General features: G+C 65.3%; 20 protein-coding genes and 2 tRNA genes. 12 read left to right on the top strand and 10 right to left on the bottom strand.

The genetic code is table 11. The features are described from left to right. Positions 1–73 precede the first annotated feature (73 nt). The gene (locus ACMG4O_RS09180) at positions 74–1,312 is read right to left on the bottom strand and encodes an NADH:flavin oxidoreductase/NADH oxidase family protein (protein ID WP_414433673.1); all 1,239 of its coding nucleotides are present in this window, start codon (positions 1,310–1,312) and stop codon (positions 74–76) included. 694 nt (positions 1,313–2,006) lie between these two features. On the opposite strand from ACMG4O_RS09180, the gene cmoB reads away from it, so the two are divergent. Then, positions 2,007–2,972 carry a tRNA 5-methoxyuridine(34)/uridine 5-oxyacetic acid(34) synthase CmoB gene (gene cmoB / locus ACMG4O_RS09185; RefSeq protein ID WP_142948470.1) on the top strand — a complete coding sequence of 322 codons (966 nt, stop codon included), beginning with the start codon at positions 2,007–2,009 and terminating at the stop codon, positions 2,970–2,972. A 12-nt stretch (positions 2,973–2,984) separates the two neighbouring features. Here the strand turns inward: cmoB and ACMG4O_RS09190 are convergent, their stop codons facing one another. Next, on the bottom strand, positions 2,985–3,785 hold the full coding sequence (locus tag ACMG4O_RS09190) for a diguanylate cyclase domain-containing protein (RefSeq protein WP_414433674.1): 801 nt from the start codon (positions 3,783–3,785) through the stop codon (positions 2,985–2,987). Positions 3,786–3,986: 201 nt separating this feature from the next. Here ACMG4O_RS09190 and ACMG4O_RS09195 point away from each other — a divergent pair, with 201 nt between their 5' ends. After that, positions 3,987–4,301 carry a hypothetical protein gene (locus ACMG4O_RS09195; RefSeq protein WP_414433675.1) on the top strand — a complete coding sequence of 105 codons (315 nt, stop codon included), beginning with the start codon at positions 3,987–3,989 and terminating at the stop codon, positions 4,299–4,301. 172 nt (positions 4,302–4,473) lie between these two features. Here ACMG4O_RS09195 and ACMG4O_RS09200 read toward each other — a convergent pair whose 3' ends face one another. Then, on the bottom strand, positions 4,474–5,226 hold the full coding sequence (locus tag ACMG4O_RS09200; RefSeq protein WP_194866129.1) for an SCP2 sterol-binding domain-containing protein: 753 nt from the start codon (positions 5,224–5,226) through the stop codon (positions 4,474–4,476). Positions 5,227–5,468: 242 nt separating this feature from the next. Between ACMG4O_RS09200 and ACMG4O_RS09205 the strand changes: the two genes are divergently transcribed. The 3 genes from ACMG4O_RS09205 (at position 5,469) to ACMG4O_RS09215 (ending at position 7,578) form a co-directional block, all read left to right on the top strand. Beyond that, positions 5,469–6,686 carry a DUF445 domain-containing protein gene (locus ACMG4O_RS09205; protein WP_142948474.1) on the top strand — a complete coding sequence of 406 codons (1,218 nt, stop codon included), beginning with the start codon at positions 5,469–5,471 and terminating at the stop codon, positions 6,684–6,686. Between the two features lie 3 nt (positions 6,687–6,689). Further along, complete coding sequence (locus ACMG4O_RS09210) at positions 6,690–6,986, top strand: hypothetical protein (RefSeq protein ID WP_228548201.1); 297 nt, start codon at positions 6,690–6,692, stop codon at positions 6,984–6,986. A gap of 106 nt (positions 6,987–7,092) precedes the next feature. Further along, a complete protein-coding gene (locus ACMG4O_RS09215; protein ID WP_194866130.1) occupies positions 7,093–7,578 on the top strand; it encodes a phasin family protein in 486 nt (161 codons plus the stop codon). Between the two features lie 623 nt (positions 7,579–8,201). Here the strand turns inward: ACMG4O_RS09215 and ACMG4O_RS09220 are convergent. The 7 genes from ACMG4O_RS09220 to ACMG4O_RS09250 all read right to left on the bottom strand — a co-directional run bounded on the left by ACMG4O_RS09220 (position 8,202) and on the right by ACMG4O_RS09250 (position 19,109). After that, positions 8,202–10,031: a long-chain-acyl-CoA synthetase gene (locus ACMG4O_RS09220; RefSeq protein WP_414433676.1), complete on the bottom strand. Its 1,830-nt coding sequence runs from the start codon at positions 10,029–10,031 to the stop codon at positions 8,202–8,204. 265 nt (positions 10,032–10,296) lie between these two features. Next, positions 10,297–12,258 carry an acetyl/propionyl/methylcrotonyl-CoA carboxylase subunit alpha gene (locus ACMG4O_RS09225; protein WP_414433677.1) on the bottom strand — a complete coding sequence of 654 codons (1,962 nt, stop codon included), beginning with the start codon at positions 12,256–12,258 and terminating at the stop codon, positions 10,297–10,299. A gap of 232 nt (positions 12,259–12,490) precedes the next feature. Beyond that, positions 12,491–13,312: an enoyl-CoA hydratase/isomerase family protein gene (locus tag ACMG4O_RS09230; protein WP_414433678.1), complete on the bottom strand. Its 822-nt coding sequence runs from the start codon at positions 13,310–13,312 to the stop codon at positions 12,491–12,493. Positions 13,313–13,347: 35 nt separating this feature from the next. After that, positions 13,348–14,511, bottom strand: a complete 1,164-nt coding sequence (locus tag ACMG4O_RS09235) for an acyl-CoA dehydrogenase family protein (protein WP_414433679.1) — start codon at positions 14,509–14,511, stop codon at positions 13,348–13,350. A gap of 203 nt (positions 14,512–14,714) precedes the next feature. Continuing rightward, positions 14,715–16,325 carry an acyl-CoA carboxylase subunit beta gene (locus ACMG4O_RS09240; protein ID WP_142949448.1) on the bottom strand — a complete coding sequence of 537 codons (1,611 nt, stop codon included), beginning with the start codon at positions 16,323–16,325 and terminating at the stop codon, positions 14,715–14,717. Next, positions 16,325–17,200, bottom strand: coding sequence for an SDR family oxidoreductase (locus tag ACMG4O_RS09245; protein WP_414433680.1), 876 nt, complete (start codon positions 17,198–17,200; stop codon positions 16,325–16,327). The genes ACMG4O_RS09240 and ACMG4O_RS09245 overlap by 1 nt, the downstream gene beginning before the upstream one ends. Before the next feature lie 127 nt (positions 17,201–17,327). Beyond that, the gene (locus ACMG4O_RS09250; protein WP_414433681.1) at positions 17,328–19,109 is read right to left on the bottom strand and encodes an acyclic terpene utilization AtuA family protein; all 1,782 of its coding nucleotides are present in this window, start codon (positions 19,107–19,109) and stop codon (positions 17,328–17,330) included. A gap of 312 nt (positions 19,110–19,421) precedes the next feature. On the opposite strand from ACMG4O_RS09250, the gene ACMG4O_RS09255 reads away from it, so the two are divergent. From ACMG4O_RS09255 to ACMG4O_RS09285, 7 genes are all read left to right on the top strand, one after another. Then, entirely contained in the window at positions 19,422–20,012 is a 591-nt protein-coding gene (locus ACMG4O_RS09255; RefSeq protein WP_335628560.1) for a TetR/AcrR family transcriptional regulator, read from the top strand. Then, positions 20,009–20,191, top strand: a complete 183-nt coding sequence (locus ACMG4O_RS09260) for a hypothetical protein (RefSeq protein WP_142949444.1) — start codon at positions 20,009–20,011, stop codon at positions 20,189–20,191. The genes ACMG4O_RS09255 and ACMG4O_RS09260 overlap by 4 nt, the downstream gene beginning before the upstream one ends. A gap of 100 nt (positions 20,192–20,291) precedes the next feature. Next, positions 20,292–20,367: transfer RNA gene (locus tag ACMG4O_RS09265), tRNA-Val, on the top strand. A 41-nt stretch (positions 20,368–20,408) separates the two neighbouring features. Further along, positions 20,409–20,485, top strand: a tRNA-Asp gene (locus ACMG4O_RS09270). Between the two features lie 617 nt (positions 20,486–21,102). Beyond that, on the top strand, positions 21,103–22,473 hold the full coding sequence (locus ACMG4O_RS09275; RefSeq protein WP_142949443.1) for a hypothetical protein: 1,371 nt from the start codon (positions 21,103–21,105) through the stop codon (positions 22,471–22,473). A gap of 108 nt (positions 22,474–22,581) precedes the next feature. Further along, positions 22,582–23,655 (top strand): cyclic nucleotide-binding domain-containing protein, encoded by a 1,074-nt coding sequence (locus ACMG4O_RS09280; RefSeq protein WP_142949442.1) that lies wholly within the window; start codon positions 22,582–22,584, stop codon positions 23,653–23,655. A gap of 35 nt (positions 23,656–23,690) precedes the next feature. After that, positions 23,691–24,581 carry an NAD(+) kinase gene (locus ACMG4O_RS09285; RefSeq protein ID WP_142949441.1) on the top strand — a complete coding sequence of 297 codons (891 nt, stop codon included), beginning with the start codon at positions 23,691–23,693 and terminating at the stop codon, positions 24,579–24,581. Positions 24,582–24,585: the final 4 nt, after the last annotated feature.

A 24,585-nucleotide genomic window follows, 5' to 3' on the forward strand; every position in this document is an offset into this window, starting at 1 on the left:
AGGGTGCTATTGTGAAAACGCAAACCTGTCTGCTACGCACTGTTTTCAACTATTAACTGTTCACTGTTCACCTTTAACTGGCGCGCAAGCGCCCCATCCTGAGGCGGCGCCAGCCGATCAGGCCGGCGACCTTGACCAGGGAGGTGAGGCCGCCGGCGTCGGCGAGGGGGGCTTTGCCGCGGGCGATGCGGGCGAGCTGCAGGGTGTACCAGGACACTTCCATCATCGCGGCGTTGTCCACGGCGCGGATGCCGGTGCGGATCGGCGCCACGGCGCTGACCGCGTCTTCGCCGGCGAGCAGGCGGTTGCTGAACGCCGGGTCCAGCACCAGCGGCCGGGCCACGCCGATCACGTCGGTGGCGCCGTCTTCCAGGGCCGCCGCCATGCCTTCGCGGCTGCGGAAGCCGCCGGTCACCATCAGCGGGACCTTCACTCTTGAGCGCACCTGTTCCGCGTAGCTGAGGAAGTAGGCTTCCCGGCGGCGGGTGGATTCGCGCTGGCCCTGGCCGGCCATGCGCGGGGCCTCGTAGGTGCCGCCGGAGATTTCGATCAGGTCGATGCCGCGGGCGTCCAGCGCCTCCACCACCGCCAGGGATTCCTCCTCGGTGAAGCCGCCTTTCTGGAAGTCCGCCGAGTTGAGCTTGATCGATACCGGGAAGTCGCCGCCCACCCGGCGGCGGATCTCGTCGTAGACCTCCAGCACGAAGCGGCGCCGGTTTTCGGCGCTGCCGCCGTAGGCGTCCTCGCGGCGGTTGTGGCGCGGCGACAGGAACTGGCTGACCAGATAGCCGTGGGCGCCGTGGATCTGCACGCCGGAAAAACCCGCTTCCTTGGCGAGCGCGGCGGTTTCGCCGAAGCGGCGCACCAGGTCTTCGATTTCCGCCACGGTGAGCGCCCGCGGCACATGGAAGAAGCGCTTCAGGTTGGGGTCGGAGAACGGTACCGCCGAGGGCGACACGGTCTCGCGGTTAAGCGCCGCCGGCGCCTGCTTGCCGGGATGGTTGATCTGCATCCACAGGTGGGTGCCGTTCTCGCGGCCGGCCCGCGCCCAGGCCTTGAGCCGGTCCATGTCGCGGCGGTCTTCCAGCACCACGTTGCAGGGCTCGCCCAGGGCGCGCCGGTCGATCATCACGTTGCCGGTCACCGACAGGCCGGTGCCGCCCCGGGCCCAGGCCCGATACAGGCGGGTGAGCTTGGCGGTGACCCGGTTGTCGGTGGTGCCGAGGGTCTCGCTCATGGCGGACTTGCCCAGCCGGTTCTTCAGCGTCGCGCCGCAGGGCAGCTCGAGGGGTTGGTCCAGCGTCACGGTCATGGGGTTTCCTTACATCGGGCAATGGGAATGTGCACATAGTGCCTGTTCCCCTCGTGAATGCAGTGTCCGCACGGGCCAATCTTAGCGGCTGTGGGAGCGGGCCCTGCCCGCGAAAGGGAGCGAAGCTCCCGGCGGGATACCAGAGACCTGTCTAACGGGAGCACGAATAGCGTCTCTGCATCGGAAATGTGGGCTCTCCATCCGGGGTCGCGAGTCTGTGTTCTGCCCTTCCGGGAACGCTGTGAATACGTCCCTGTACGCTCCCTGTCGAACGTCCTGTTCTCCAGGGTCCCGGAAGGGCAGAACACAGACTCGCTCCGGGGCAGACTCCAGTGCCTCGGGTCATAGCTGACGCCGAACCTTTCTGTAAAGGTCCTGGCGGTGTTATGTCCCGTGGCGGTGACGCTGCCCAGTGAGCGGGGCAATGGTGGTGCCTGGAGGGAGCTGTTTGGCCAGGGAAGGCCAAACTAACAGCGGCCATGGATGGCTTGAGCGGTCCCGGAAGGCACCACCATTGCCCCGCGTCTCGGATACGGAGCTCCGAACACCTCAAAAACCCAGGTCTCTGGAATCCTGCCGGGTGGCAAAGCCACCCTTTCGCGGGCGAGGCCTGCTCCCACAAGGGCCCGCTCCCACAAGGCCGGTGCCGCAGCGGGCCTTGTGGCGGCGGGCCGGCGCCGGGATAATCCGCGCCATGCTGGATACCTATCTGAATGAACTGGACGCGGCGCTGCCGTCGCTGCTGGGCGAGGGCGGCGCGCCGGTGGCGGCGCTGACCCGCCATCGTTTGCTGGACAAGCCGCACGGCGATCTGCCGCGCTGGCACGACGCCGTGACGGCGTTGCCGCCGGGGCCGGCGCCGTGCCGGCTGGACCGGGACCGGGTCACTATCGGTGAGCCGGGGGCGGTGGACCCTGAGGTCCTGGACGCGGCCTTGCGCGGGCTGATGCCGTGGCGCAAGGGGCCGTTTGAATTCTTTGGTACGCACATTGATACCGAGTGGCGCTCCGACTGGAAGTGGCAGCGGGTGGCGCCGCACCTGTCCGATCTGCGCGGGCGGCGGGTGCTGGACGTGGGCTGCGGCAGCGGCTACCACGGCTGGCGCATGGCCGGGGCCGGCGCCGCCCAGGTGCTGGGCATCGACCCGACGGTGCTGTTCCTGATGCAGTATCTGGCGGTGAAGCGCTTTACGCCGGAGACGCCGTTCTGGTTCGCGCCGCTGCGCATGGAGGAGCTGCCCGCCGGGCTGGCGGCGTTCGATACGGTGTTTTCCATGGGCGTGCTGTACCACCGCCGTTCGCCGCTGGACCATCTGCTGGAGTTGCGCGATGCGCTGCGCCCGGGCGGCGAGCTGGTGCTGGAAACGCTGGTGGTGGAAGGGGACGAGCGCGCCGTGCTGATGCCCGAGGGGCGTTACGCGGCGATGCGCAATGTGTTCTTTTTGCCGAGCACCGAGCATCTGGCGGTGTGGCTGCGGCGTTGCGGGTTCGACCGGGTGCGTTGCGTGGACGAGTGCGTGACCACGGTGGACGAGCAGCGGGCCACGGACTGGATGCGCTTTCAGTCGTTGCCGGATTTTCTCGACCCGGACGATCCGACGCGCAGCCGGGAAGGCTACCCGGCGCCACGCCGGGCGGTGATGATCGCCCGCAAGGCGTAGCGCGGCGGCCCGTTAATGGGGGATCAGCGAGGCTTCCAGAAGCTGATCGATCAGCAGCATGCGGGTGCGCTCATCGAGCCGCTGCAGCGCCGGGGAGAGGGTGCTCACCAGGGTGGTGTCGTCGTCGCGCAGCTGATCCACCAGGTCCTTGAGTTGTTGCGGCGAGGCGTGCCCGTTGGCGGTGTCGTCGCGGCGGCGTTGCGGGCGGCCGTTCACGGGGCTTTCTTCAGTCGCTTCAGCCGCTTCACCTGCTTCGCCTGCCTGGTGGTTGATCGCCGGTGCGTTGTGGCTGTCGTCCAGGGCGCGCCGTGACAGCGCCGGGCCGTCGCCGTGTTCGTTTTCGGCGGCGAGCAGGCAGAGCGTGTCCATAAGCAGTTCGCGCACGTTTTCGCGGGCCTGCTCTTCGCTTTGTTCCGGCGTCGGGTTGGCCACGTGCACGGCCATGGCGGTGTCCAGCTGCACGGTGAATTCGTCCAGGGTGAAGCGGGTTTTCTGAAACCACTGCTCCAGCCGGCGGGCCACGCAGGCGGCGCCGGCGGCGCGGGTGCCCGGCAGGCAGAGCACCAGATAGCCCCGTTGCCAGGCGATCAGCGCGTCTTCCATGCGGGTGCGTTGCTGCACCGCCTGGCCCAGTTGTTTTTGCAGACGTTGCAGGCGGTCGCCGCCCAGTTGTTTGCTCAACGACGCCACATCCTTAAGCTGGATGGCGAGCAGCGAGAGCGGTAATCGGTAACGCTGACAAAGAGACAGCAGTTGCGCCAGCGGAGTGAGACTATGGCTCTGAGCGCGGATCGAGGTAGTCCCGGCAGTCATTCAAATATCCCGTGTCGAGTTTATTATCATGCTCCTGCGTATACACGGGCTGTCCTTAGCACTGTTTTTGCGCCATAAATTGGCTGTCGCAGAAAGATAGTAATTGTTTTGCTGAGCAATACTTCCGATTCGTACCAATGGTTACAGTAATGCCCGGCGCTGTTACAAAAGCGGTATCGGGTTGAACCGAAGGGGAACATCATGACCGCGATTTTGCTGTCCGCCGTATTGAGCGCGGCCATCACCTTGACCGTGGTGGCTATTTGGGGACAGGTCTATTTCTTGCCGCGCCTGCGCCGCACCGTTCGTCAGGACATCGACGAGGAGGCCCGCAAGGCCGCCGACCTGATCGCGGAGAGCGTGGAGGAAGCGGTCAAAAGAGGTATCAACGAGGGCGTGCGCAATCTGCCCACGCGGGAAATGCTGGAGGAAACCAGCCGCAGCCTGGCGCGCTCCAGCACCGAAATTGTCGGCGAACGTATCGGCCGCTTCTTCGGAAAGAAAGATCGCGACTAACGCGGTGCTATGAGCGGGCCTTTGTGGGAGCGGGCCCTGCCCGCGAAAGGCCGGTGCAGCCGGCCGGCAGGATGCCAGAGAGATATCTAACGGGAGCACAAAAAGCGTCTCTGGCATCCTGCCGGGAGCTTCGCTCCCTTTCGCGGGCAGGGCCCGCTCCTACAAGTCCGGTCTAGTTTTTGGGGCGGTGGAGCAGCCGGCCGAGAATGAGGGCGAGCCCCAGGCTGATCATGGCCAGCGACAGATAGTCGTGGGAGAGGGCGGTCCAGGTGGTGTGCCACTGGCCCAGGGCGCGCAGCAGCGACACCAGAATGAGCGTGACGCCGATCACCAGGAAGGCCAGATCGAGGCGGCGGCCGCGGCGCATTTCCCGGCGCAGGCCGCGCACTTCCTCGAGGATGTCTTCCTGCAGCAGTTGCTGGCGGGCCACTTGCGCGGCGAGCTCGCCCAGGTGGTCGGGGATGCCGGCCAGCTTTTCCAGCCAGGCCGGGTCTTCGCGGCGCAGCAGCGAGAGCAGCTCGCGCAGGCGCACGTGGTCGTCCAGCCAGTTGCGCACCAGCGGCCAGAGGCTGAATTCGCTGATGGTGGCCTGCAGGCGTTCCAGGGTGTCGTCCGGGCCGGTGATGCGCAGGCTGTGCTCGGCGTCGCCGCTGTTGGGCGCCAGCAGCCAGTGCAGCATGGCGCCCAGCGCGCCGCGCACGCGCACGTCCACCGGCCCTTCGTAGTCGCTGAGCAGCTCCACGCCGTCTTCGTAGATCAGCACATAGAGCACCCACATGGGGCTTTCGCCGCGCAGGCGCACCACGGTGCCGTCCAGCGCCGCCAGTTGCTCGCGGCCGCGTTCGTCGCCGGTGAGCGCCTGGTTGAGCAGCGTTTCCAGGGCGCCGTACATCAGCAGCCCGGTCAGCGACGAGGGGGAGGACATGGGTATACGAAATCCTTCTGTATCAAGGCGTTGGCCCGCTCGGAAGTATGAGGTATTTGCCGTCGGGTTGCCAAAAATTACGTTATTGTGCTTATTTCGCGCAGGCCGGCTGCTTATACTAGGTTCTTTCACAATTACATAACATTGGCTGTTGTGACTCGGGTCGACGCTCGCGGGAACTGTTCGTCATCTCTTTAGACGGCTAGTCTAGCCTTTTCCCTGGGAGGGGAGTCTCTGCCCACATGCTGGATTCGATTTTTTCCCATCCGGATTTCTGGAAATACTTCAGTATCCCATTCATAGCCGGCGTGGTTGGTTGGACCACCAACTGGATGGCCGTGCAGATGACCTTCTATCCATTGGAGTTCCTCGGCATCCGGCCGTTCTTCGGCTGGCAGGGCATCATTCCCTCCAAAGTGGAGAAGATGGCCGCCATCGTGGTGGACAAGACCCTCCAGAAGCTGGGCAGCCTGGACGAGTTTTTCCGGGAGATGGAACCGGAAAAGATCGCCGCCCACCTGACCAAGAGCATCCAGGGCCGTATCGAGGAATACGTTGACGAGGTGATGACCGAGCGCAACGCGGTGCTCTGGGAGAACCTGCCCCTGGCCGTGCGCCGGCGGGTCTACACCCGCGCCCGCCGGGCGATTCCCGCGGTGATGGATAACGTGGTCGACGATATCAGCCACAACCTGGAAAACCTGGTGGACATGAAGCACATGATTGTCGAGCGCATGCGCTCGGACAAGGCGCTCATGGTGCAGCTGTTCCAGGAAGTGGGCGAGCCGGAATTCCGCTTCGTCACCAATTCCGGGTTCTACTTCGGTTTTCTGTTCGGTTTGATCCAGGTACCCATCTTCATCTTCGTGCCCAGCAACTGGGTGCTGCCGCTGTTCGGCTTTATTGTCGGCATCGCCACCAACTGGCTGGCGCTGAACGTGATCTTCCGCCCCCTCAACCCGGTGCGGGTGGGGCCCTTCCGCCTGCAGGGCCTGTTCCTGAAACGGCAGAAGGACGTGGCGGAGTCGTTCGCGCGGCTGACCACCGAAGAGCTGGTGACGCTGCGTAACATCATGCATCAGGTGATCAACGGGCCGCGCGGCGACCGTACCAAGGCGCTGATCAAGCGCCACCTCAAGCCGCTGCTCAACGGTGGCATGGTGCGCACCGCCGCCCAGCTCACCGTGGGCCCGGGCGGTTACGCCGACCTGAAACGGGCGGTGGAAGAGAAGGCCGTGGACCTGGCGGTGGAGCCGTTCGAGGACGACAACTTCAACCGCGAGCGCAGCAGCATTATCGAGCGGCTGATGCGCGACCGCATGCAGGCGCTCAGTTCCGAGGACTTCCAGGATCTGCTGCGGCCGGCCTTCCAGGAGGACGAGTGGATCCTGATTTTGGTGGGCGGCTTCCTGGGCGCCATGGCCGGCCTGGCCCAGCTGATCTTCGTGTTCGGGCTCTGAGCCATGGAGAACGCCACTATCGCCACCGCCGACCTGATCCCGCTGCTGGTGGGCTGCGCGCTGCTGTCGTCGCTGATTACCCTGGCGGTGATCGGCGTGCTGGTGAAGTTCTGGCTGGGGCCGCGCCTGGAGCGCCATATCGACGAGCGCTTCGAGGCCGGCGCCGACCGGCTGACGCAGCGCTTCGTGGCGGTGCTCACCGGCAAATCCCGCGAGGTGATCCGCGACCGCGCCCGCGACCTGGCGCGCTTCGTGGGCGGCCGTCGCGGCCGCGACCCGGATGACGAGATCGACCCCTGACCCGCTGTCCCCACTGTCCCGGTGGCGCACCCCTTGTTCGACAATCAATTGGTTTCGCCTGTCATTTTTGACCTATACTCCCCTGGCGTTGATGGAGTAGAGGATCATGGCCGACCACAACAAACCGTCCGATCAGGACCCGCGAACCGACGGCGATGCCGTCTCCGAGCACCAATCCGGAACCCCCGTGGACGAGCGTGGCCACCCGCTGCGCGCGCTCAGCGGTGCGTCCCGCGATCTGCGCAAGTACACCCACCAGATCTGGCTGGCCGGGCTGGGCGCCTTCGCCCGCGCCGAGGAAGAGGGCAGTGGCTTTTTCGATGCCCTGGTGGAAGCCGGCCGCGAGGTGGAACGCCGCGCCAAGGACAAAGCGCCGCGCGTCGGTGAACTGAAGGAGCGGGTGCGCCACCACACCGGCGAGACCATGGACCGCATGGAAAAGGCCTTTGACGACCGGCTCGGCAAGGCGCTGTCCCGGTTGGGCATTCCCAATAAGCGTGAGGTGGATGCCCTGCGACAGCGCGTCCAGGAGCTCACCGACGCCCTGGACCATATCGACAAGGACGATCAGGACCCGCCGACGGGCCGCTAAGCGGCCCTTGTTCACCGTTTCCCACCAGTTTGTTCACACTGTTATCCACAAGCCTGGATAAAACCGGACAAAGCCGCCCCCGGCGCGACCCAAACCGGGGCAGGGCGGCGGCGTCCCCGCGCCCGAAAAACGGGCAGCCCGCTTTGCCTTCCAATGACGCATTTTCACTATTGACAGGTTTACCGTGGACCGAAACTGTGCACAGGCCGGTAACAAGTGGGAAAGAAGGTAACAAATCCTTCCAGAAGTGCTGTCTTCACCTATAAATAACGGCTAAGTCGTTGTTTAATAAGGCTTTTCATATTTTGGTTAAAAAAGCGTCAAATAGCCAGAGGGGCCGGATTGCTGCCGCTTGGCCGACTTGTCCGCGCTTTTTCAACAGGTTTATCCACAGTATTTGTGGACAACCCGGCCTGGGGAAAACTCCGTTTCATAGGTCTACCGGCGGCCGGTTGTGACTGGTTAATTTCACCGCATTCTGGGGGACGGCCCGGCAACACCGCGCTGGCCGGGGTCATCCAGTGTTTATTCACAATCTTGTCCACAGGATTTGTGCATAACTTCCGAGGCCATAAAAAAACCCGGCCGGAGCCGGGTTTTTTTGGAAGCGGCGGAGCGCCCGCTTAGAAGCGGTGCTTGCCGTTGTCGATGTCGGCCTGCATTTCCGGGGTGAGACGCTGGTAGCAGCTCTCGCCGGGCAGCAGCACATAGACCGGGTCGTTGTGCTGGTTGAGGTCGTACTTCTCTTCCTTCAGCTTGTTCTTCTGGTGCTTGAAGGTGCCGGTGGTTTCCACGCCGTGGTCGGTGATGCGCAGGAACACGGGGATCGCGTAGGGCGGCAGCTCGCGCTTGAGGTAGGCGCACAGGGCGGGCCAGTCCACTTCCTCGTGCGGACGGTCGAGACGCAGCTCAGCCATGCCGGCGCGGCCGTTGGTGCCGGGGATTTCCACGCCGTAGACCACGGATTCGACGATCTGCTCGAAGCCGTCGAGGATCTGCTCCACCTCGGTGGTGGAGACGTTCTCGCCCTTCCAGCGGAAGGTGTCACCCAGGCGGTCGACGAACTGGGCGTGGCGGAAGCCGATGTCGCGCATCATGTCGCCGGTGTTGAACCAGGCGTCGCCTTTCTTGAACACGTCCCGGAAGATCGCCTTCTCGGTCTTGTCCTTGTCGGTGTAGCCGTCGAACGGGGTCTTGTCGGTGATCTCGCCGAGCATCAGGCCGGATTCGCCCTTGCCGACCTTGATCATAAAGCCCTTGTCGTCGCGTACCGGCTCATCGGCTTCCTTGTCGTACTTGACGATGGCGTAGCTGACCGGCGAGAAGCCCACGGTGTTGTCGAAGTTGAACACGTTGGTGAAGGCCACGTTGCCCTCGGAGGAGGCGTACAGCTCCACCACGCGCTCAATGCCGAAGCGGTTCTTGAACTCTTTCCAGATGCTGGGACGCAGGCCGTTGCCGACGATGGTGTGCACCGGGTTGTCGCCGTCGTCCGGCTTCTCGGGCTGCTCGTGCAGGTAGCGGCACAGCTCGCCGACGTAACCGAAGGCGGTGCAGTTGTGCTTGCGGATGTCGTCCCAGAAGCGGCTGGCGGAGAACTTCCGCGCGATCGCCAGACCACCCGCGGGGGCGATCACCGAGGCCCAGCAGATCACCATGCCGGTGGCGTGGTAGAAGGGCAGGGTGCTGTACAGGCGGTCGTCCTTGTTCAGGCGCACGGCGGAGTAGCCGAAGGCGCCGTAGGCTTTTTCCCAGCGGCCGTGGTTGAACACCACCGCCTTGGGCAGCCCGGTGGTGCCGGAAGTGTAGATGTAGAACAGCGGGTCGCGCAGGAAGGTCTGGTGGGTGCTGGCCGGATTCTCGCTGGAGCAATCCTTGATCTCGGTGGCCAGGTTGGTGAAGCCTTCCGGGGCGGTGCCCGGGTCGGCCAGGGTGTCCTGGTCGGCGAAGTAGAAGAAGTTCTGCTTCAGGTCCAGGTCGTCACGCACTTCCTGGATCACTTCCACCAGCTCCTGGCCGATGATCGCCGCCTTGGGCTCCACCAGGTTGAAGCTGTGGGTGAGCACCTTGCCCTTCTGGGAGGTGTTGATCAGGGCGGAACAGACGCCCAGTTTGGCGCAGCCCAGCACGGTGGCCAGCAGCTCGGGACGGTTTTCCACGTCCACCGCCACGGTATCGCCTTTCTTCAGGCCGATGGAGGCCAGGTAGTCGGCGATGCGGTTGGCCCAGGCATTGAACTGCTTGTAGGTGAGCTCCCGGTCCTCGTAGAGGATGGCGACGCCGTTGGGGTTGCTGTCGGTGGCCTTTTCGAAAGCCACCCCCAAGCCCAGCGGCGTGTTGGTGTCGGTGATCTTGCTCATCTTGGAGCCTTTGATCAAACCGGGCAGATTACCGAAAATCTCGGGAACCTTGGACAGAAGCTTGGGCAACGTAATGACGTCGGCGCTGCTCATGGGATCTCCATTGTCTGTGTTCTTGGAATGCCCGGATCGAGCCGGGAGTTTATATAAAGCACTGCTCTATTAGTGTGGCGTCACATCCGGCGTCCGGTGGCGGCTCGGGACCGCTCCACAGGGGCCGCCATACCTTACCGTTCGCCCCCTATACCGGCAAGCAAAGCGCCGGCTCTTGCGCGACCGGCCGGTCGCGCCGCCGCCGTGGAGCCATTCAAACATACTTTGGAACGAACGTCCGTTACCCGAAAACGCCGGCCGGTTGTCATTCAGTGACAACCTCCGGGGTGACGGTGATCAGCAGCTGCTGGCGCTTGACCTGATCGCCGGCGCTGACGGTGACGGTGTCCACGGTGCCGTCGCAGTCCGCTTTCAGGGCGTGCTCCATCTTCATGGCTTCCAGCACCGCCAATGTCTGTCCCCTTTTTACCGTATCGCCGGCGGCGGCGTTCACTTCGATCACCGCGCCGTCCATGGGCGCTTTCAGCTGGCCGGAGCCGGGGCCCTGCTCGCCGCCGCTGGCCCGGTGGGTGCGCTCCTCGAAGCAGGCGCGCAGGCCGCCGTCCTGCAGCCACACGCGGCCGTCCCGGTGCAGCCAGTGGTAGCGGCGGCGCACGCCGTCCAGGGTGGCGATCAGGGTGCCGTCGTCGTGGACCGCGTCCAGGGTCAGGTCCGGGCCGCCGTGGATGCCGTCCGGGGTCAGGTAGAGGGTGCGTTCGCGGTCGCCCTGGGCCAGCACCAGCGGCTGCGCGCCCACGCCGCTGGAGTGCCAGTTGCGGTAGCCGGCGCGGCCGGCGGCGTCACCGGCGCCGATACGGGTGAGCAGCAGGGCGGCCAGCGCCCACAGGGCTTCCGGGGTGTCGGCGGCGCGCAGGCCCGGGTCGTCGGCGAAGGGGCCGTCGATAAAGGCGGTGGTGGCGTCGCCGGCGGCGAATTCCGGGTGGCGCAGGATCGCCGCCAGGAAGCGGCGGTTGTCGTCCAGGCCCATCAGCACGGTGTCTTCCACGGCGCGGATCAGCCGGCGGCGGGCTTCGTCGCGGCTGGCGCCGAAGGCGATGATCTTGGCCAGCATCGGGTCGTAGTGGCTGCCCACTTCGGCGCCGTCCACCAGGCCGTGGTCAATGCGCACGCCCTCGCCACTGGCCGGCCGCCAGCTCAGCACCGGGCCGGTTTGCGGCAGGTAGCCCTGGGCCGGGTCCTCAGCGTAGAGGCGCACCTCCATGGCGTGGCCGGTGAGCCGCACCTGCTCCTGGGTCAGGGGCAGGGGCTCGCCGGCGGCCACCCGCAGCTGCCAGGCCACCAGATCCTGGCCGGTGACCAGTTCGGTGACCGGATGCTCCACCTGCAGGCGGGTGTTCATTTCCAGAAAGTAGAACTCGCCGTCCGCGCCGAGCAGGAACTCCACGGTGCCGGCGCCCACGTAATCGCAGGCCTTGGCGGCGTTCACCGCCGCCTCGCCCATGCGCCGGCGCAGGTCTTCGTCGACCACCGGCGAGGGCGCTTCCTCCACCACTTTCTGATGGCGGCGCTGCACCGAGCAGTCGCGCTCGCCCAGGTGGATGACGTTACCGTGGTGGTCGCCGAACACCTGGATCTCCACGTGGCGGGGGTTGATCACCGCCCGCTCGAGGATCAGCTCGTCGTTGCCGAAGCTGCTTTTCGCCTCCTGACGGGCGCTTTTCAGCTGAGCGGGGATCTGCTGCGGTTCGGTGACCACGCGCATGCCGCGCCCGCCGCCGCCGGCGCTGGCCTTGATCATCAGCGGCAGGCCCACGGCCTCCGCTTCCTTTATCAGGGTGTCGTCGCTCTGGTCCTCGCCCTGGTAGCCGGGCACGCAGGGCACACCGGCCTTCTGCATGGCGATCTTGGACAGCCGCTTGGAGCCCATCAGGCGGATCGCCTCGGCGGGCGGGCCGATAAAGGTGACGCCGGCCTCCGCGCAGGCGGCGGCGAAGTCCGCGTTCTCGGACAGAAAGCCGTAGCCCGGGTGCACCGCGTCGGCGCCGCTGCGGCGGCAGGCGTCCAGCAGCGCCGGCACGTTCAGGTAGGACTCGGCGGCGGTGGCGGGGCCGATGCACACCGCCTCGTCGGCCAGCTGCACATGGCGGGCGCCGGCGTCCGCCTCGGAGAACACCGCCACTGTGCGATAGCCCAGCGAACGCGCGCTTTGCAGTACCCGGCAGGCGATTTCGCCGCGGTTGGCGACCAGTACTTTCTCAAAACTCATTGCCATTCCTTATTGATTTGTGCGAGCAGGCCTTGTGGGACCACCTGTGCGAGCGGGCCTTGCCCGCGAAAGGGTGGCTTATAGCCACCCGGCAGGATCCCAGAGCGGTTGTCTGCGCCGCCGTTAGAGAGGCCTCTGGAATCCTGCCGGGAGCTTCGCTCCCTTTCGCGGGCCGGGCCCGCTCCCACAAGGGCCCGCTCCCACAAGGGGTCGCTTTCACAGGAAGACCTGATCATTCGTCGGCGGCCCACTTCGGCGGACGCTTCTGCACAAAAGCCAGGGTGCCTTCCTGGCCCTCTTCGCTGGCCACGGCTTCGGCGAAGTCGGCCGCCGCGCGGTCGAGCAGCTCGTCCATGGGCACGTGGCCCACGTCGAGCACCAGTTGTTTGGTGACCCGGCTTGCGTTGGGAGCGCAGCGGCGTATTTCACCGAGCACCTCGGCGAGCTTCTTGTCCAGCTCCGCCGGGGAGTCCGCCACCTCGTGGACCACGCCCAGCGTCAGCGCGTGGTGGCCGTCGAAGCGCTGGCCGGTGAGGGCGATGCGGCGGGCGCGGGTGAGGCCGATGCGCTGCACCACGAACGGGGCGATCTGCGCGGGGATCACGCCGAGACCGGTTTCCGGCAGGCCGAATTTGGCGTCGCCGGCGGCGATCGCCACGTCGCTGACGCAGGCCAGACCGAAGCCGCCGCCCATCACCGCGCCTTCCAGCACGGTGATCAACACCTGGGGCAGACGGTTGGCGGTGCTGATCATTTCACCGAAGCGGCGGTTCAGGCGCAGGAACGCCTCCGGATCGCCCTCGGCGGCCTGCTGCCTGGCGCCGGCCATGTCCTTGATGTCGCCGCCGGCGCAGAAATGGCCGTCCGCGCCGCGCAGCACCAGGGCACGCACCCCGGCACCGCCGGCGTCGTTCTCCAGCCAGTCGAACACGTCCATCAGCTCGTTCACCATGGCCAGGCTCATGGCATTACGCGCTTCCGGCCGATTCAGCGTGATGTGCAAAACGCCGCTTTCACGGGAAAGCGTCAGCGCCGTCGTCTCAGGTAAAGTCATCATCCATCCCGCTAGTCACTGTTAACTGTTCACTATTAACTGTTTTTCTTTTTGCCTGGCAGCATGCCCATGGTCTTGCAGATAATGCCGAGCATGACTTCGTCGGCGCCGCCGCCGATGGAGCCCAGGCGGCCGTCGCGGTAGAGCTGGCTGGCCGGGTTGTCCCACATAAAGCCGTTGCCGCCCCAGTACTGCATGCAGCCGTCGGCCACTTCCCGGGACAGGCGGCCGGCCTTGAGCTTGGCCATGGACGCCAGACGCAGCACGTCGCCGCCGTTGATGTAGGTTTCGCAGGCCTGCCACACCAGCGCGCGCAGCATTTCCACCTCGGTCTGCAGCTCCGCCAGCTTGAAATGCACGGACTGGTTATCCAGCAGCGACATGCCGAACACCTGACGGTCGCGGGCGTACTCGATGGTCTGGGCGATCAGGTTCTCGCAGCCCTTGATGGCATTGGCGGCGCCCCACAGGCGCTCTTCCTGGAACTGCATCATCTGCATCATGAAGCCCATGCCTTCCTGGCCGATCAGGTTGCGTTGCGGCACGCGCACGTCGTCGAAGAACACCTGGGCGGTTTCCGAGCTGCGCATGCCCAGCTTGTTGAGCGGCTTGTCCACGGTGATGCCGCCGGCGTCCTTGGGCACCACGATCAGGGATTTGTTGACGTGCGGCTTGTCGTCGGAGGTGTTGGCCAGCAGGCAGAAGAAGTCGGCGCTGGGGGAGTTGGTGATCCACATCTTGGTGCCGTTGATCACGTAGTCGTCGCCGTCCTTTTTGGCGTTGGTCTTGATGTTGGCCACGTCGGAGCCGGCGTGGGGCTCGGACACCGCGATCGAGGCGACCATGTCACCGGCGATGGCCGGCGCCAGGTAGTCGCGCTTGAGCTCGTCGGAGCCGAAGCGGGCCAGGGCGGGCGTGGCCATGTCGGTCTGCACGCCGATGGACAACGGCACGCCGCCACAGGTGGCGCCGCCGATTTCCTCGGCGACGATCAGGCCGTAGGAGTAGTCCAGGCCCATGCCGCCGTACTCTTCCGGCTTGGTGACGCCCAGCAGGCCCAGGTCGCCCATCTTCTTGAACACGTCGTGGATCGGAAAACGGCCCGCCGCTTCCCACTCCGGCACGAACGGGTTCACCTCTTTCTCGATAAAATTACGCACCGTGCGGCGCAGCTCTTCATGTTCCTGAGTAAACAACATGGTCGTGTCCTGTGTTTGTTGGCTCGTTTTGTTGAGCGCTGGGATGTCGGTGGTAACCAAAAAAACTGGTGGTTTTAGTTAACAGTTAATAGTTAACAGTGAAGAGCGAAACAGGGTGCGGTCCGGCCTTCGCCGTCCGCACCGAGCCTTTCTGCAACGGTGTTTTCGCTATTAACTGTTCACTATTCACTTTTAACTGCTCTCTACAGTCGTGCCACGCCAAAGGTATTGGCGTTCAGCTCCCGTTGCTCCGCTTGCCGGCAGATGTCGAGCACGTAGGCCAGCACCTTGCGGGTGTCGCGGGGGTCGATGATGCCGTCGTCCCAGAGGCGGGCGGTGCCGTAGAGCGCGGTGGATTGCGCGTCCAGTTTCTGGGCCGTGCTTTGCTGCAGCATGTCGAGCACCTTTTCGTCCGGTTCCAGGCCGTTGGCGCGCTGCTTGGCTTCGGCGACGATGCGCAGCACGGTGCCGGCCTGCTGGCCGCCCATCACCGCCACCTTGGCGTTGGGCCAGGCGAAGATGAAGCGCGGGTCCAGGCCGCGGCCGCACATGGCGTAATTGCCGGCGCCGTAGGAGCCGCCCACGAGAATGGAAATTTTCGGGACCCGGGCGTTGGCCACCGCCTGGATCATTTTCGAGCCGTGCTTGATGACGCCGTTCTGCTCCGGGTCGGTGCCGACCATGAAACCGGTGGTGTTGTGGAGAAACAGTAAAGGCCGGCGGGTCTGGTCGCAGAGCTGGATGAACTGGGCCGCCTTGGCGGCGCCGCGCGGGGTGATCGGGCCGTTGTTGCCGATCACGCCCACCGGCTGGCCTTCGATGTCGATCCAGCCGCACAGGGTGGCGCTGTCCCAGTCGTTCTTGAAGTCCAGGAAGTCGGAGCCGTCGGCGAGGCGGGCGATGATCTCGCGCACGTCGTAGGGCTTCTTGCTGTCCGCCGGCACCACGCCGAGCAGCTGCTCCGGCGGGTAGAGCGGTTCTTGCCAGTCGCGGTGTTCAGCGGGCCGGTCGCGCAGGCCCAGCTTGCTCATGATGTCGCGGGCGTGGCGGATGGCGTCGGCGTCGTTCTCGGCCAGGTACTCGGCGGTGCCGGCCACGCCGGTGTGCATTTCCGCGCCACCCAGCTCCTCGTCGGTGGCGATTTCCCCGGTGGCCGCCTTCAGCAGCGGCGGGCCGGCCAGGAACATCTTGGCGCGGTTGCGCACCAGCACTACATAGTCCGAGAGCCCGGGCTGGTAGGCGCCGCCGGCGGTGGCGTTGCCGTGCACCACGGTGATCTGCGGGATGCCGGCGGCGGACAGGCGTGCCTGGTTGGCGAAGGTGCGGGCGCCCTCCACGAACACGTCGGCGGCGTAGTTGAGGTTGGCGCCGCCGGATTCCACCAGGCTCACCATGGGCAGCCGGTTCTCCTGGGCGATGCGCTGCAGGCGCAGCGTTTTGTGCAGCCCGGAGGGCGTTACCGTGCCGCCCTTGATGGCGGAGTTGGAGGCGGTGACCAGGCAGCGCACGCCGCACACATAGCCGATGCCGGCGATGGTGCCGCCGCCGGCTTCGGTGCCGTCCTTGTCGTCGTGCATTTTGTAGCCGGCCAGGTTCATCAGGCTCAGATAGGGCGAGCCCGGATCCAGCAGCCGCGCCACCCGCTCGTGGGGCAGCAGCTGGCCGCGTTTCTCGAACTTTTCCCGTTTGCCTTCGGCGGTGTCGCGCACCTGCTGTTCGATGGCGCGGAATTCCTCCACCGCCTGCAGCAGGGCGTCACGGTTTTGCCGGTATTCCTCGCTGTTCGGGTCGAGGGCGGATTCGAGTACAGGCATTAATCCAGATCCTTGAGCACGTTGGGCGTCACGGCGCGGTGGAAGCCGTCATAGGGTTTGGAGTTTTTGTGGTCGGGCAGCGGGAACATGGCCACGTTGCCCTGGCTGGCGGCGCCGTCGATGCGCCAGGTGTCGCCGCTGATAAAGGCGGCGCCGTCGCTGAGCAGGAAGGTGATCGCCGAGGACACTTCCGCTTCCAGGCCGAGCCGTTTCAGCGGCACCGCGCCGCGCAGGGTCTTGATGGTCTGCTGCATGCCTTCCGGGTAGGTGTCCATGCCGGAGGAGGCGATCCAGCCCGGCGCCACCGCGTTCACGCGCACGCCGGCGCAGGCCCATTCCAGGGCGGCGGTTTTGGTGAAGTTGTCCATGCCGGCGCGGGCGGCGCCGGAGTGGCCCATGCCGGGCATGCCGCCCCACATGTCGGCGACGATATTGACGATGCTGCCGCCGGTCTTGTTCATGCCCTGCATGAACACTTCCCGGGCCATCAGAAAACCGCCGGTCAGGTTGGTGCGAATCACCGTTTCCCAGCCTTTCTGGCTGATCATGGCCACCGGCGAGGGGAATTGGCCGCCGGCGTTGTTGACCAGACCGTCCACCTGACGCACCTGCTTGTAGATCGCCGCCACGGTCTCGCGGACCTTGTCTTCGTCACGGATATCGCAGGTGAAAACCAGCGCCTCCTGGCCGGTGTCCTCGCGGATCTCTTCGGCCACCGCCTTGAGCTTGTCTTCCTTGCGGCCCAACAGCACCACCCGGGCGCCCAGCGCCGCCAGTTCATGGGCGGTGCAGCGGCCGATGCCGGAACCGCCGCCGGTGACGATGATGGTGCGGTCGGAAAATAGGTCCGGGCGAAAAACGGAGCGATATGGCATTCGAAATATCCTCACTGCAATAATTCAATTTGGTTGGCCGCGAATGGCCGGCCACAAGCCTCAAGCTACAAGCTGCAAGCAAACAGGTGGCACGGCCAGCTTGCAGCTTGCGGCTTGGAGCCTGTAGCTACTCAAGTGCTTCCGCGATCTCAGCGCTCACCGGTACCGGAAAGTCCAGCAGCTGCTGGGCGAACGCCTTGCCCTGCGGGTCGATGCGCAGGCTGGCGATGCCGCCGCCGCCCAGGGCGTGGCGCAGCAGGAAGTTGAAGGCGTTGAAGCCCGGCAACTCCCAATGACTGACGCTGCCGCGCTCCGGGTCGAGCACGTGTTTCATATACTCCGCCACGGCGGCGTCGGTGAGCGCGGCGCGCAGGTAGGGCAGGTATTCCGGTTTGCGCGCCATCACGCCGATGTTGGCGTGGTCGCCCTTGTCCCCGGAGCGTGCCCAGGCCAGCTTCACCAGCGGCACGCTGGTGTCGCCGGTGGCGGTGTCGCTGCCGTTGGTGTCCGGCAGGCCGGCCACGTCCAGGGGTGTGCCCACCGGCACGCCCACTTCCGTGGGGGTGCCGTCCAGATCCACGGTGGCGGTGACGTCCACCTTGGGCACCAGGGTGGAGAACAGGCGGATGCGCGGCATCGGCTTGGGCCGGCCACCGACCAGCCCGGACAGGCCCGGCGCCATGCCGGTGGCGGCCTGGGCGATTTCCCGGGCGAACAGGCCCAGCGCCTTGCGGTCGTCGTGCAGGGCGGCGATTTTCACCACCACTTCGCGGCTGTCCTCGCGGCGCGCCTGGGCGCCGTAGGTGGTTTCGCTGCCGAGGATTTCCACGCTGGTGTCGCGCATCGGCGCCATGCCCAGCTGTTTGAGCAGGCCGTCGGTCTTTTTCAGGATCGCCGCCGCCACCGCGCGGCCCTTGGCCGGCGCTTCGCGGCCGCCCATCAGGAAGGAGGCGGTGATGCGCTGGCCGTCCGGGTAGGTGGCGGACACCTTATAGGTGTCGGTGGGCGGCAGGCCGCGGGCGCCGCTGACGCGCACCCGGTGTTCGCCGTCCTGGGTCAGGGTGACGCCGGTGAAGTCGCACACCACGTCCGGGAGAATATAGGCACGGGGGTCGCCGATTTCGTAGAGCACCTGCTCGCCCACCGTGGCCGGGGTCACCAGGCCGCCGGTGCCGGGTGGCTTGGTGATCACGAAGGTGCCGTCTTCGTGGCACTCGGCGATCGGGAAGCCCATGTTGTGGAAGTCCGGCACGTCGCGCCAGTCGGTGAAGTTGCCGCCGGTGCACTGGGCGCCGCACTCGATCACATGGCCGGCCAGTGAGCCCTGGGCGAGCTTGTCGTAGTCGTCGTCGGCCCATTTGAATTCGTGCATCAGCGGGCCCAGCACCAGCGCCGAATCGGCGATGCGGCCGGTCAGCACCAGGTCGGCGCCGGCGTCCAGCGCCGCCTGGATCGGCAGGGCGCCCAGGTAGGCGTTCATGGTCACGGTGATGGGCGGCAGGTCGGCGCCGGTGTCCAGCTCCTTGCAGTCGCTGAACTGGTCGCGGCGGCCGTTGAGGTCGTCGCCTTCCACCAGGGCGATGTTCATTTCCACGCCGGCCTCGGCGAACACCTTTTGTAGCGCCTCGCGGCAGGCGCGCGGGTTCACGCCGCCGGCGTTGCTGATCACCTTGATGTTCTTCTCTTTGATCTCGCGGGCCAGCGGTGCCATCACCTGGGTGACGAAGTCGTGGGCGTAGCCGGCGCTGGGGTCCTTCATGCGGGCGCCCGCCATGATCGACAGGGTCACCTCCGCCAGGTAGTCGAACACCAGATAGTCGATCTCCCCCTGGCGCACCAGTTGGAAGGCGGCGCTGTTGGTGTCGCCCCAGAAGCCCGCGGCGCAGCCGATGCGAACAGGTCCAGCCATAAGTCTTGCCCCGAATTGCTGTTGTGCGAATGATTCCGTAAGCTACCAAGCAAGCGCTTGGTTTGTAAAGCGGCAAACGGTGGCGACATTGTGGGAGCTTGCTCGCAAGCGAAAGGCCGGCAAAGCCGGCCGGCAGGATTCCAGAGGCCTTTCTAACGGCAGCACAAACAGCGTCTCTGGAATCCTGCGGGGCAACCTTTGCCGGGAGCTTCGCTCCCTTTCGCGGGCGAGGCCCGCTCCCACAAGGCCGCCAACCCGGTCTTGCAGCTTGCAGCTTGCAGCGATTAAATGCGCCCCGAGGAGGAGCACCCCATGCCTGACACACCCGCCATTCACGGCATCGACAATTCGCCCCGGGGCCGGCTGCTGAGCGCCGCCGCCCATCTGTTCCGGGACAAGGGGTTCGACCGGACCACGGTGCGTGACATCGCCGCGGCGGTGGGCATTCAGAGCGGCTCGATCTTCCACCACTTCAAGAGCAAGGAGGACATCCTGTTCGCGGTGATGGAGGAGGTGATCCGCTTTAATACCGAGCGCCTGCGCCAGGCGGTGGCTGACGCGGACACGCCGCTGGAGCAGCTGCGCAACCTGGTGCGCGCCGAGCTCACCGCCACCGTGGGCGACACCCGCGAGGCGATGGTGGTGATGGTGGCGGAGTGGCGCTGTCTCGGCGAGGCCAAACAGCAGGAAGCCCTGGCGCTGCGCGAGATCTACGAGCAGATCTGGCTGGATGTGCTGGGGCGCCTGCACAAGGCCGGGGCCTTCCACGCCGACCCCTTTATCATGCGGCGGCTGCTCACCGGCATGATCGGCTGGACCCCCAACTGGTTCAGCACCAACCGCCGGCTGTCCGTGGAGGACCTGGCGGACCTGATCGTTGACCGGGTGGTGGGCGAAGCATGATCGGCAACGGCATCGCCTGGGGGCGGCACACCATCATCGAAGAGGGCGAGCTGCAGCGCGACACCCTGCAGCTGCGCGTCGACCACTATATCGTCGCCGGCCCGGACGGGCGACCCTTGCCGGGCCGGTTCCCGACCCTCGAAGCGGCCAAGACCTTCGTCGAGCAGCGCGAGGCCTGACAACGCGCAATTTATGAACGAACGGTGTCATCGGGGCAAAAAAGCCGTTGACACCCCGGGCGCAATCCCTAAAATGGCGCCCACTTCGCAACGCGAACCTGGGTGGTTAGCTCAGCTGGGAGAGCATCTGCCTTACAAGCAGAGGGTCGGCGGTTCGATCCCGTCACCACCCACCAGATTTTGCAGTACGCACGACAGACTGTGCGGTAAAGAGTTTGGAGCGGTAGTTCAGTTGGTTAGAATACCGGCCTGTCACGCCGGGGGTCGCGGGTTCGAGTCCCGTCCGCTCCGCCATCTTCATGATCTTTCTCGTTTTCCGTTTGGATTTATGGCGACGCCGGCCTAGCCCGCGTCGCCTTTTTGTTTGTCTGAACCTTTCCCGCCGACACCGTTCTAACCCCCTGTAGCCCCCGTTCGCGGCCGCGATTGTCATCAAGCCGTCACGGGCGGTGCTCTAACCTTACCGATGAACACACTGAAACAGGCCCGTTGGGCCGAATGGAGTATCCCTATGGATGAATATCTGGAAGACCAACTGGAAGAAAAGCTGTGGCTGGAAAGCCTCGACGACCTGGACGACGATGTCGCCGATGACGGAGTCGAGCTTTGATGCCCCGGCGACAAGCGCCACGCTTCAAGCTTCAAGCAAGCCCCACCGCCACCCCGAGGCCTTCAGCTTGCGGCTTGTCGCTGGCAGCTTGAAGCCCCATCCCCGAACGTCCCTCCGACACTTCGAAAGCGAAACGCCCTCCCCTCGATAAAAGGTCCCTTTTTGGTGACCGGCTTCCTTGTTTTGCCCTTACCCCTGTGAATATGCTGCCGTTGAATCTGACGGGCAGCGGCAAGGAGTGACGCGTACTGTCACTGGCCGCGTGGATAACAGCGAAGAAATAACAACGAAGGGAAGGCTTATGGCGGGTTCGTCAGTGACCTCCGAAGCGGTGCTGTTCTATTGCGAGAAGGGCATCAGCAAAAGCATGTTGTACGCCGATTTCGAAGCCATTCTGGACGGCATGGTGGGGGTGCCCGAGTTTGCCGGTAAGGAAATGCGCGGCGCCTATTGCCTGGTCAACGGCCGGCTGCGGGCCAAGGCCATGGTGCTGTTTCTGATCGATTTCGACGCCGACGGCATGGCCGACACCACCTGGAACGTGCCCCTGCGACACCTGGCGGAACACGGCGGCCCGGGCCCGGACATGGGCGCCGGCCCGATTCGTCTGGCCTGCCGCAGCCAGTGCCCGGTGGCCTGGCACCAGGACCAGCTGTGGGACCCGGTGATGAAGCCCGGCGCCAATGATTTCGTGGCGGCCCGGGATCTGCTGCGCAGCCGGGGCTCGAAGATGGGCCTGGAAGTGGACGAGGATCTGCCGCCGCCGACGGCGGCGGTGCCCACCCTGTCCGGCGAGGACGTGCCCACGGTGCGGCCCGCCGACGGCGCCAGGAGCAAGAACGACGACGAGGAGCGGGTGCGTCTGGCGCGCACCATCAAGGAACTGCGGCTGCGCATCCACACCCTGGAAACCGGGCAGAAAGAGGAGATGGCCCAGCTCCGCTATGCCCAGCAGCAGAAGGAAGAGATTCTCAGCGCCCAGCTGGAAAAGGTGCTGATGCAGTTCAAAACCCTGAAATCACAGAACGCGGCGCTGCGTGAGCAGAACGGCTCGCTCAAGGCGCAGGTGGAGTCGCTCAACCGCAGCCTGGAAGAGCACGCCGGCCGCAACGCGGAGCAGGGCAGCGAGGTGGAGCGTCTGGCCGAGCAGTACAAGCTGTCCCTGGAGCAGCGCCTGGAGGAAGAGCGCGCCCGGCTGGCCGATGAGATCCACAGCCGTGAAATGGACGTGCTCAACCGCGACGACCTGGTCAACCAGCTGCGCGCGGAAATCTCCGAGCTTAAGCGCGACCAGATGAAAGTGGCCCACTCCGGCGGTCAGAAGATCCTCGATAAGCTGGAGAGCCTGGGCCTGAGCTTTATCGCCTTTCATCCGGGGGCCGGGCATGTGTCCGTGGCCGCCGACCAGATCGCCGATTATATGGACAACCCGGTGGCGTTCGCCGCCCGCAAGTGCCTGGTCACCGAGGACCATTACCGGGCCTGGCTGGCGCACTACGAAAACCCGGTGTGCCAGGTGGCGGTGGGCCCGGACCAGGCCTGCTGCGGCAAGCGGGTGATCCGCGTGGACGTGCCCAATCAGTTCAAGCCGGGGGTGTCGGATTGCAACTCCAACCGCTGCCCGCACTGCCGGTCGGATTCGTCCATCGATAACGTGCTCCGCTTCCGCTGAACGGGGGCGTGGCAGGGCGCGACCGCGAGTTGGTAAGTTTTTTGCAGGTAATTGTCCCAATAAACCGCGGACGCTCCGCGACACAAGAATGAATCAGGGGGAGCTCGAATGGCTCGTGAATCCATCGACAAGAGTCTGCTGCAGACCTTCGTGCCGGTGAACGCCCTGTCGGGTGATCAACTGGACTGGCTGCTGGATCAGCAGGAAGTGCGCCGCTACGAGGCCGGCGATGTGCTGTTCCGTCAGGGCGACCGGGACAACACCACCATTTACCTGCTGAGCGGCGAGGTGGAGTTGTTCAGCGAGCACGGCGAGCGCACGGTGATCAGCGCCGGCGACAGCGCCTCCTGGCACCCGCTGGGCCATTTCCAGCCGCGCCGGGACGACTGCAAGGCGGTCGGTGAGGTGAGCGTGGTGCGCTTCGACAGCTTCCGGCTGGACACCATCCTCTCCTGGGATCAGTCCGCCGGCTATGTGATTCTCGACATCAACGCCAACGCCGCCTACCAGCACGACCGCGAGTGGATGATCCGGCTGCTCAAATCCAAGCTGTTCCACCGGGTGCCGCCGGCCAACATTCTGGAGATCTTCCGCCGCCTGCGCGCGCGCCGCTGCAAGGAAGGCGAAGCCATCGTCACCCAGGGCGAGCAGGCGGATTGCTGCTATATCATCAAGGAAGGGGTGTGCGAGGTGGCGATCACCCTGGGCGGTAAAAGCAGCGAAGCGATGCCGGTGGCGATGCTCGAGGAAGGCCAGTGGTTCGGCGAGGAGGCGCTGCTCTCCGGCAAGCCGCGCAACGCCACCGTGACCATGGCCACCGACGGCGTGTTGATGCGCCTGGACCGCCAGGACTTCGACGCCCTGCTGCGCGAACCGGTGATTCACACCCTGGACCCGGCGGACGCCCGCCAGCGTATCGACGAGGGCGCCCGCTGGCTGGACGTGCGCACCGCCGACGAGTTCGACCAGCAGCATCTGGCCGGTGCCACCAATATTCCGCTGGGCGCGCTGCGCCTGAAATCCCGGTTGCTCGACCCCGCCGGCCGCTACGTGGCCTACTGCGACACCGGCCGGCGTAGCGCCACCGCCGCCTTTCTGCTAAAAAACGCCGGACTGGATGTGTTCGTCCTGGATGGCGGTCTGAATAACAATGCTGATACCCTGCAGGACTATCTGAAATAGCACGCCGACGGCGTCTACTTGGTTGCAGGAACAACGTGTCCCAGGAAAAATTTCGCAATATCGGTCTGATCGCGCGCACCGAGAGTGAACAAACGCTGTATTCGGTGCGGCAGCTGATCCACTTTCTGCACGGTCGCGACTGCACTGTGATCCTCGATCGGGCGATCGCCGGCAGCCTCCCGGAATCCGGCCTGCAGGCCGCCAAGGCCTCGCAAATGGGCGACGCCTGTGATCTGGTGATCGTGGTGGGCGGCGACGGCAGCCTGCTGGGCGCGGCCCGCGATCTGGCCCGTTTCGACGTGCCGGTGCTGGGCATCAACCGCGGCCATCTGGGCTTTCTCACCGACATTCTGCCCTCGGAGATCGAATCCCGGGTCGGCCAGGTGCTGGACGGCGACTACACCACCGAACGGCGCTTCCTGCTGGATATGGAAGTGCGGCGCGGCAAGACCGTGATGGGGGAGGGCAGCGCCCTCAACGACGTGGTGCTGCTCTCCGGTGACAGCGTCCACATGATCGACTTCGAGCTCACCATCGACGGCCTGTTCGTGTACGGCCAGCGCTCCGACGGCCTGATCATTTCCACGCCCACCGGCTCCACCGCCTACGCGCTGTCCGGCGGCGGGCCGATCATGCACCCGCGCCTGGACGCCATGGTGCTGGTGCCGCTCAACCCCCACACCCTCACCAGCCGGCCGCTGGTGGTGGACGGCAACAGCGAGATCAAGATCCACATCACCACCGAGAAGGTCAACCCGCTGGTCAGCTGCGACGGCACCGCCGGCATCCGCCTGCAGGCCGAGGACGTGATCGCGATCCGCAAGAAGCCCCACCGCCTGCGCTTGATTCACCCGCCCGGCCACGATTTCTACCAGGCCTGCCGTTCCAAGCTGGGCTGGAGCACCCGCCCCGGCGACGGGAACTAGCCGC

The organism is Alloalcanivorax venustensis (genome assembly GCF_047495515.1).
Lineage (GTDB): Bacteria > Pseudomonadota > Gammaproteobacteria > Pseudomonadales > Alcanivoracaceae > Alloalcanivorax > Alloalcanivorax venustensis.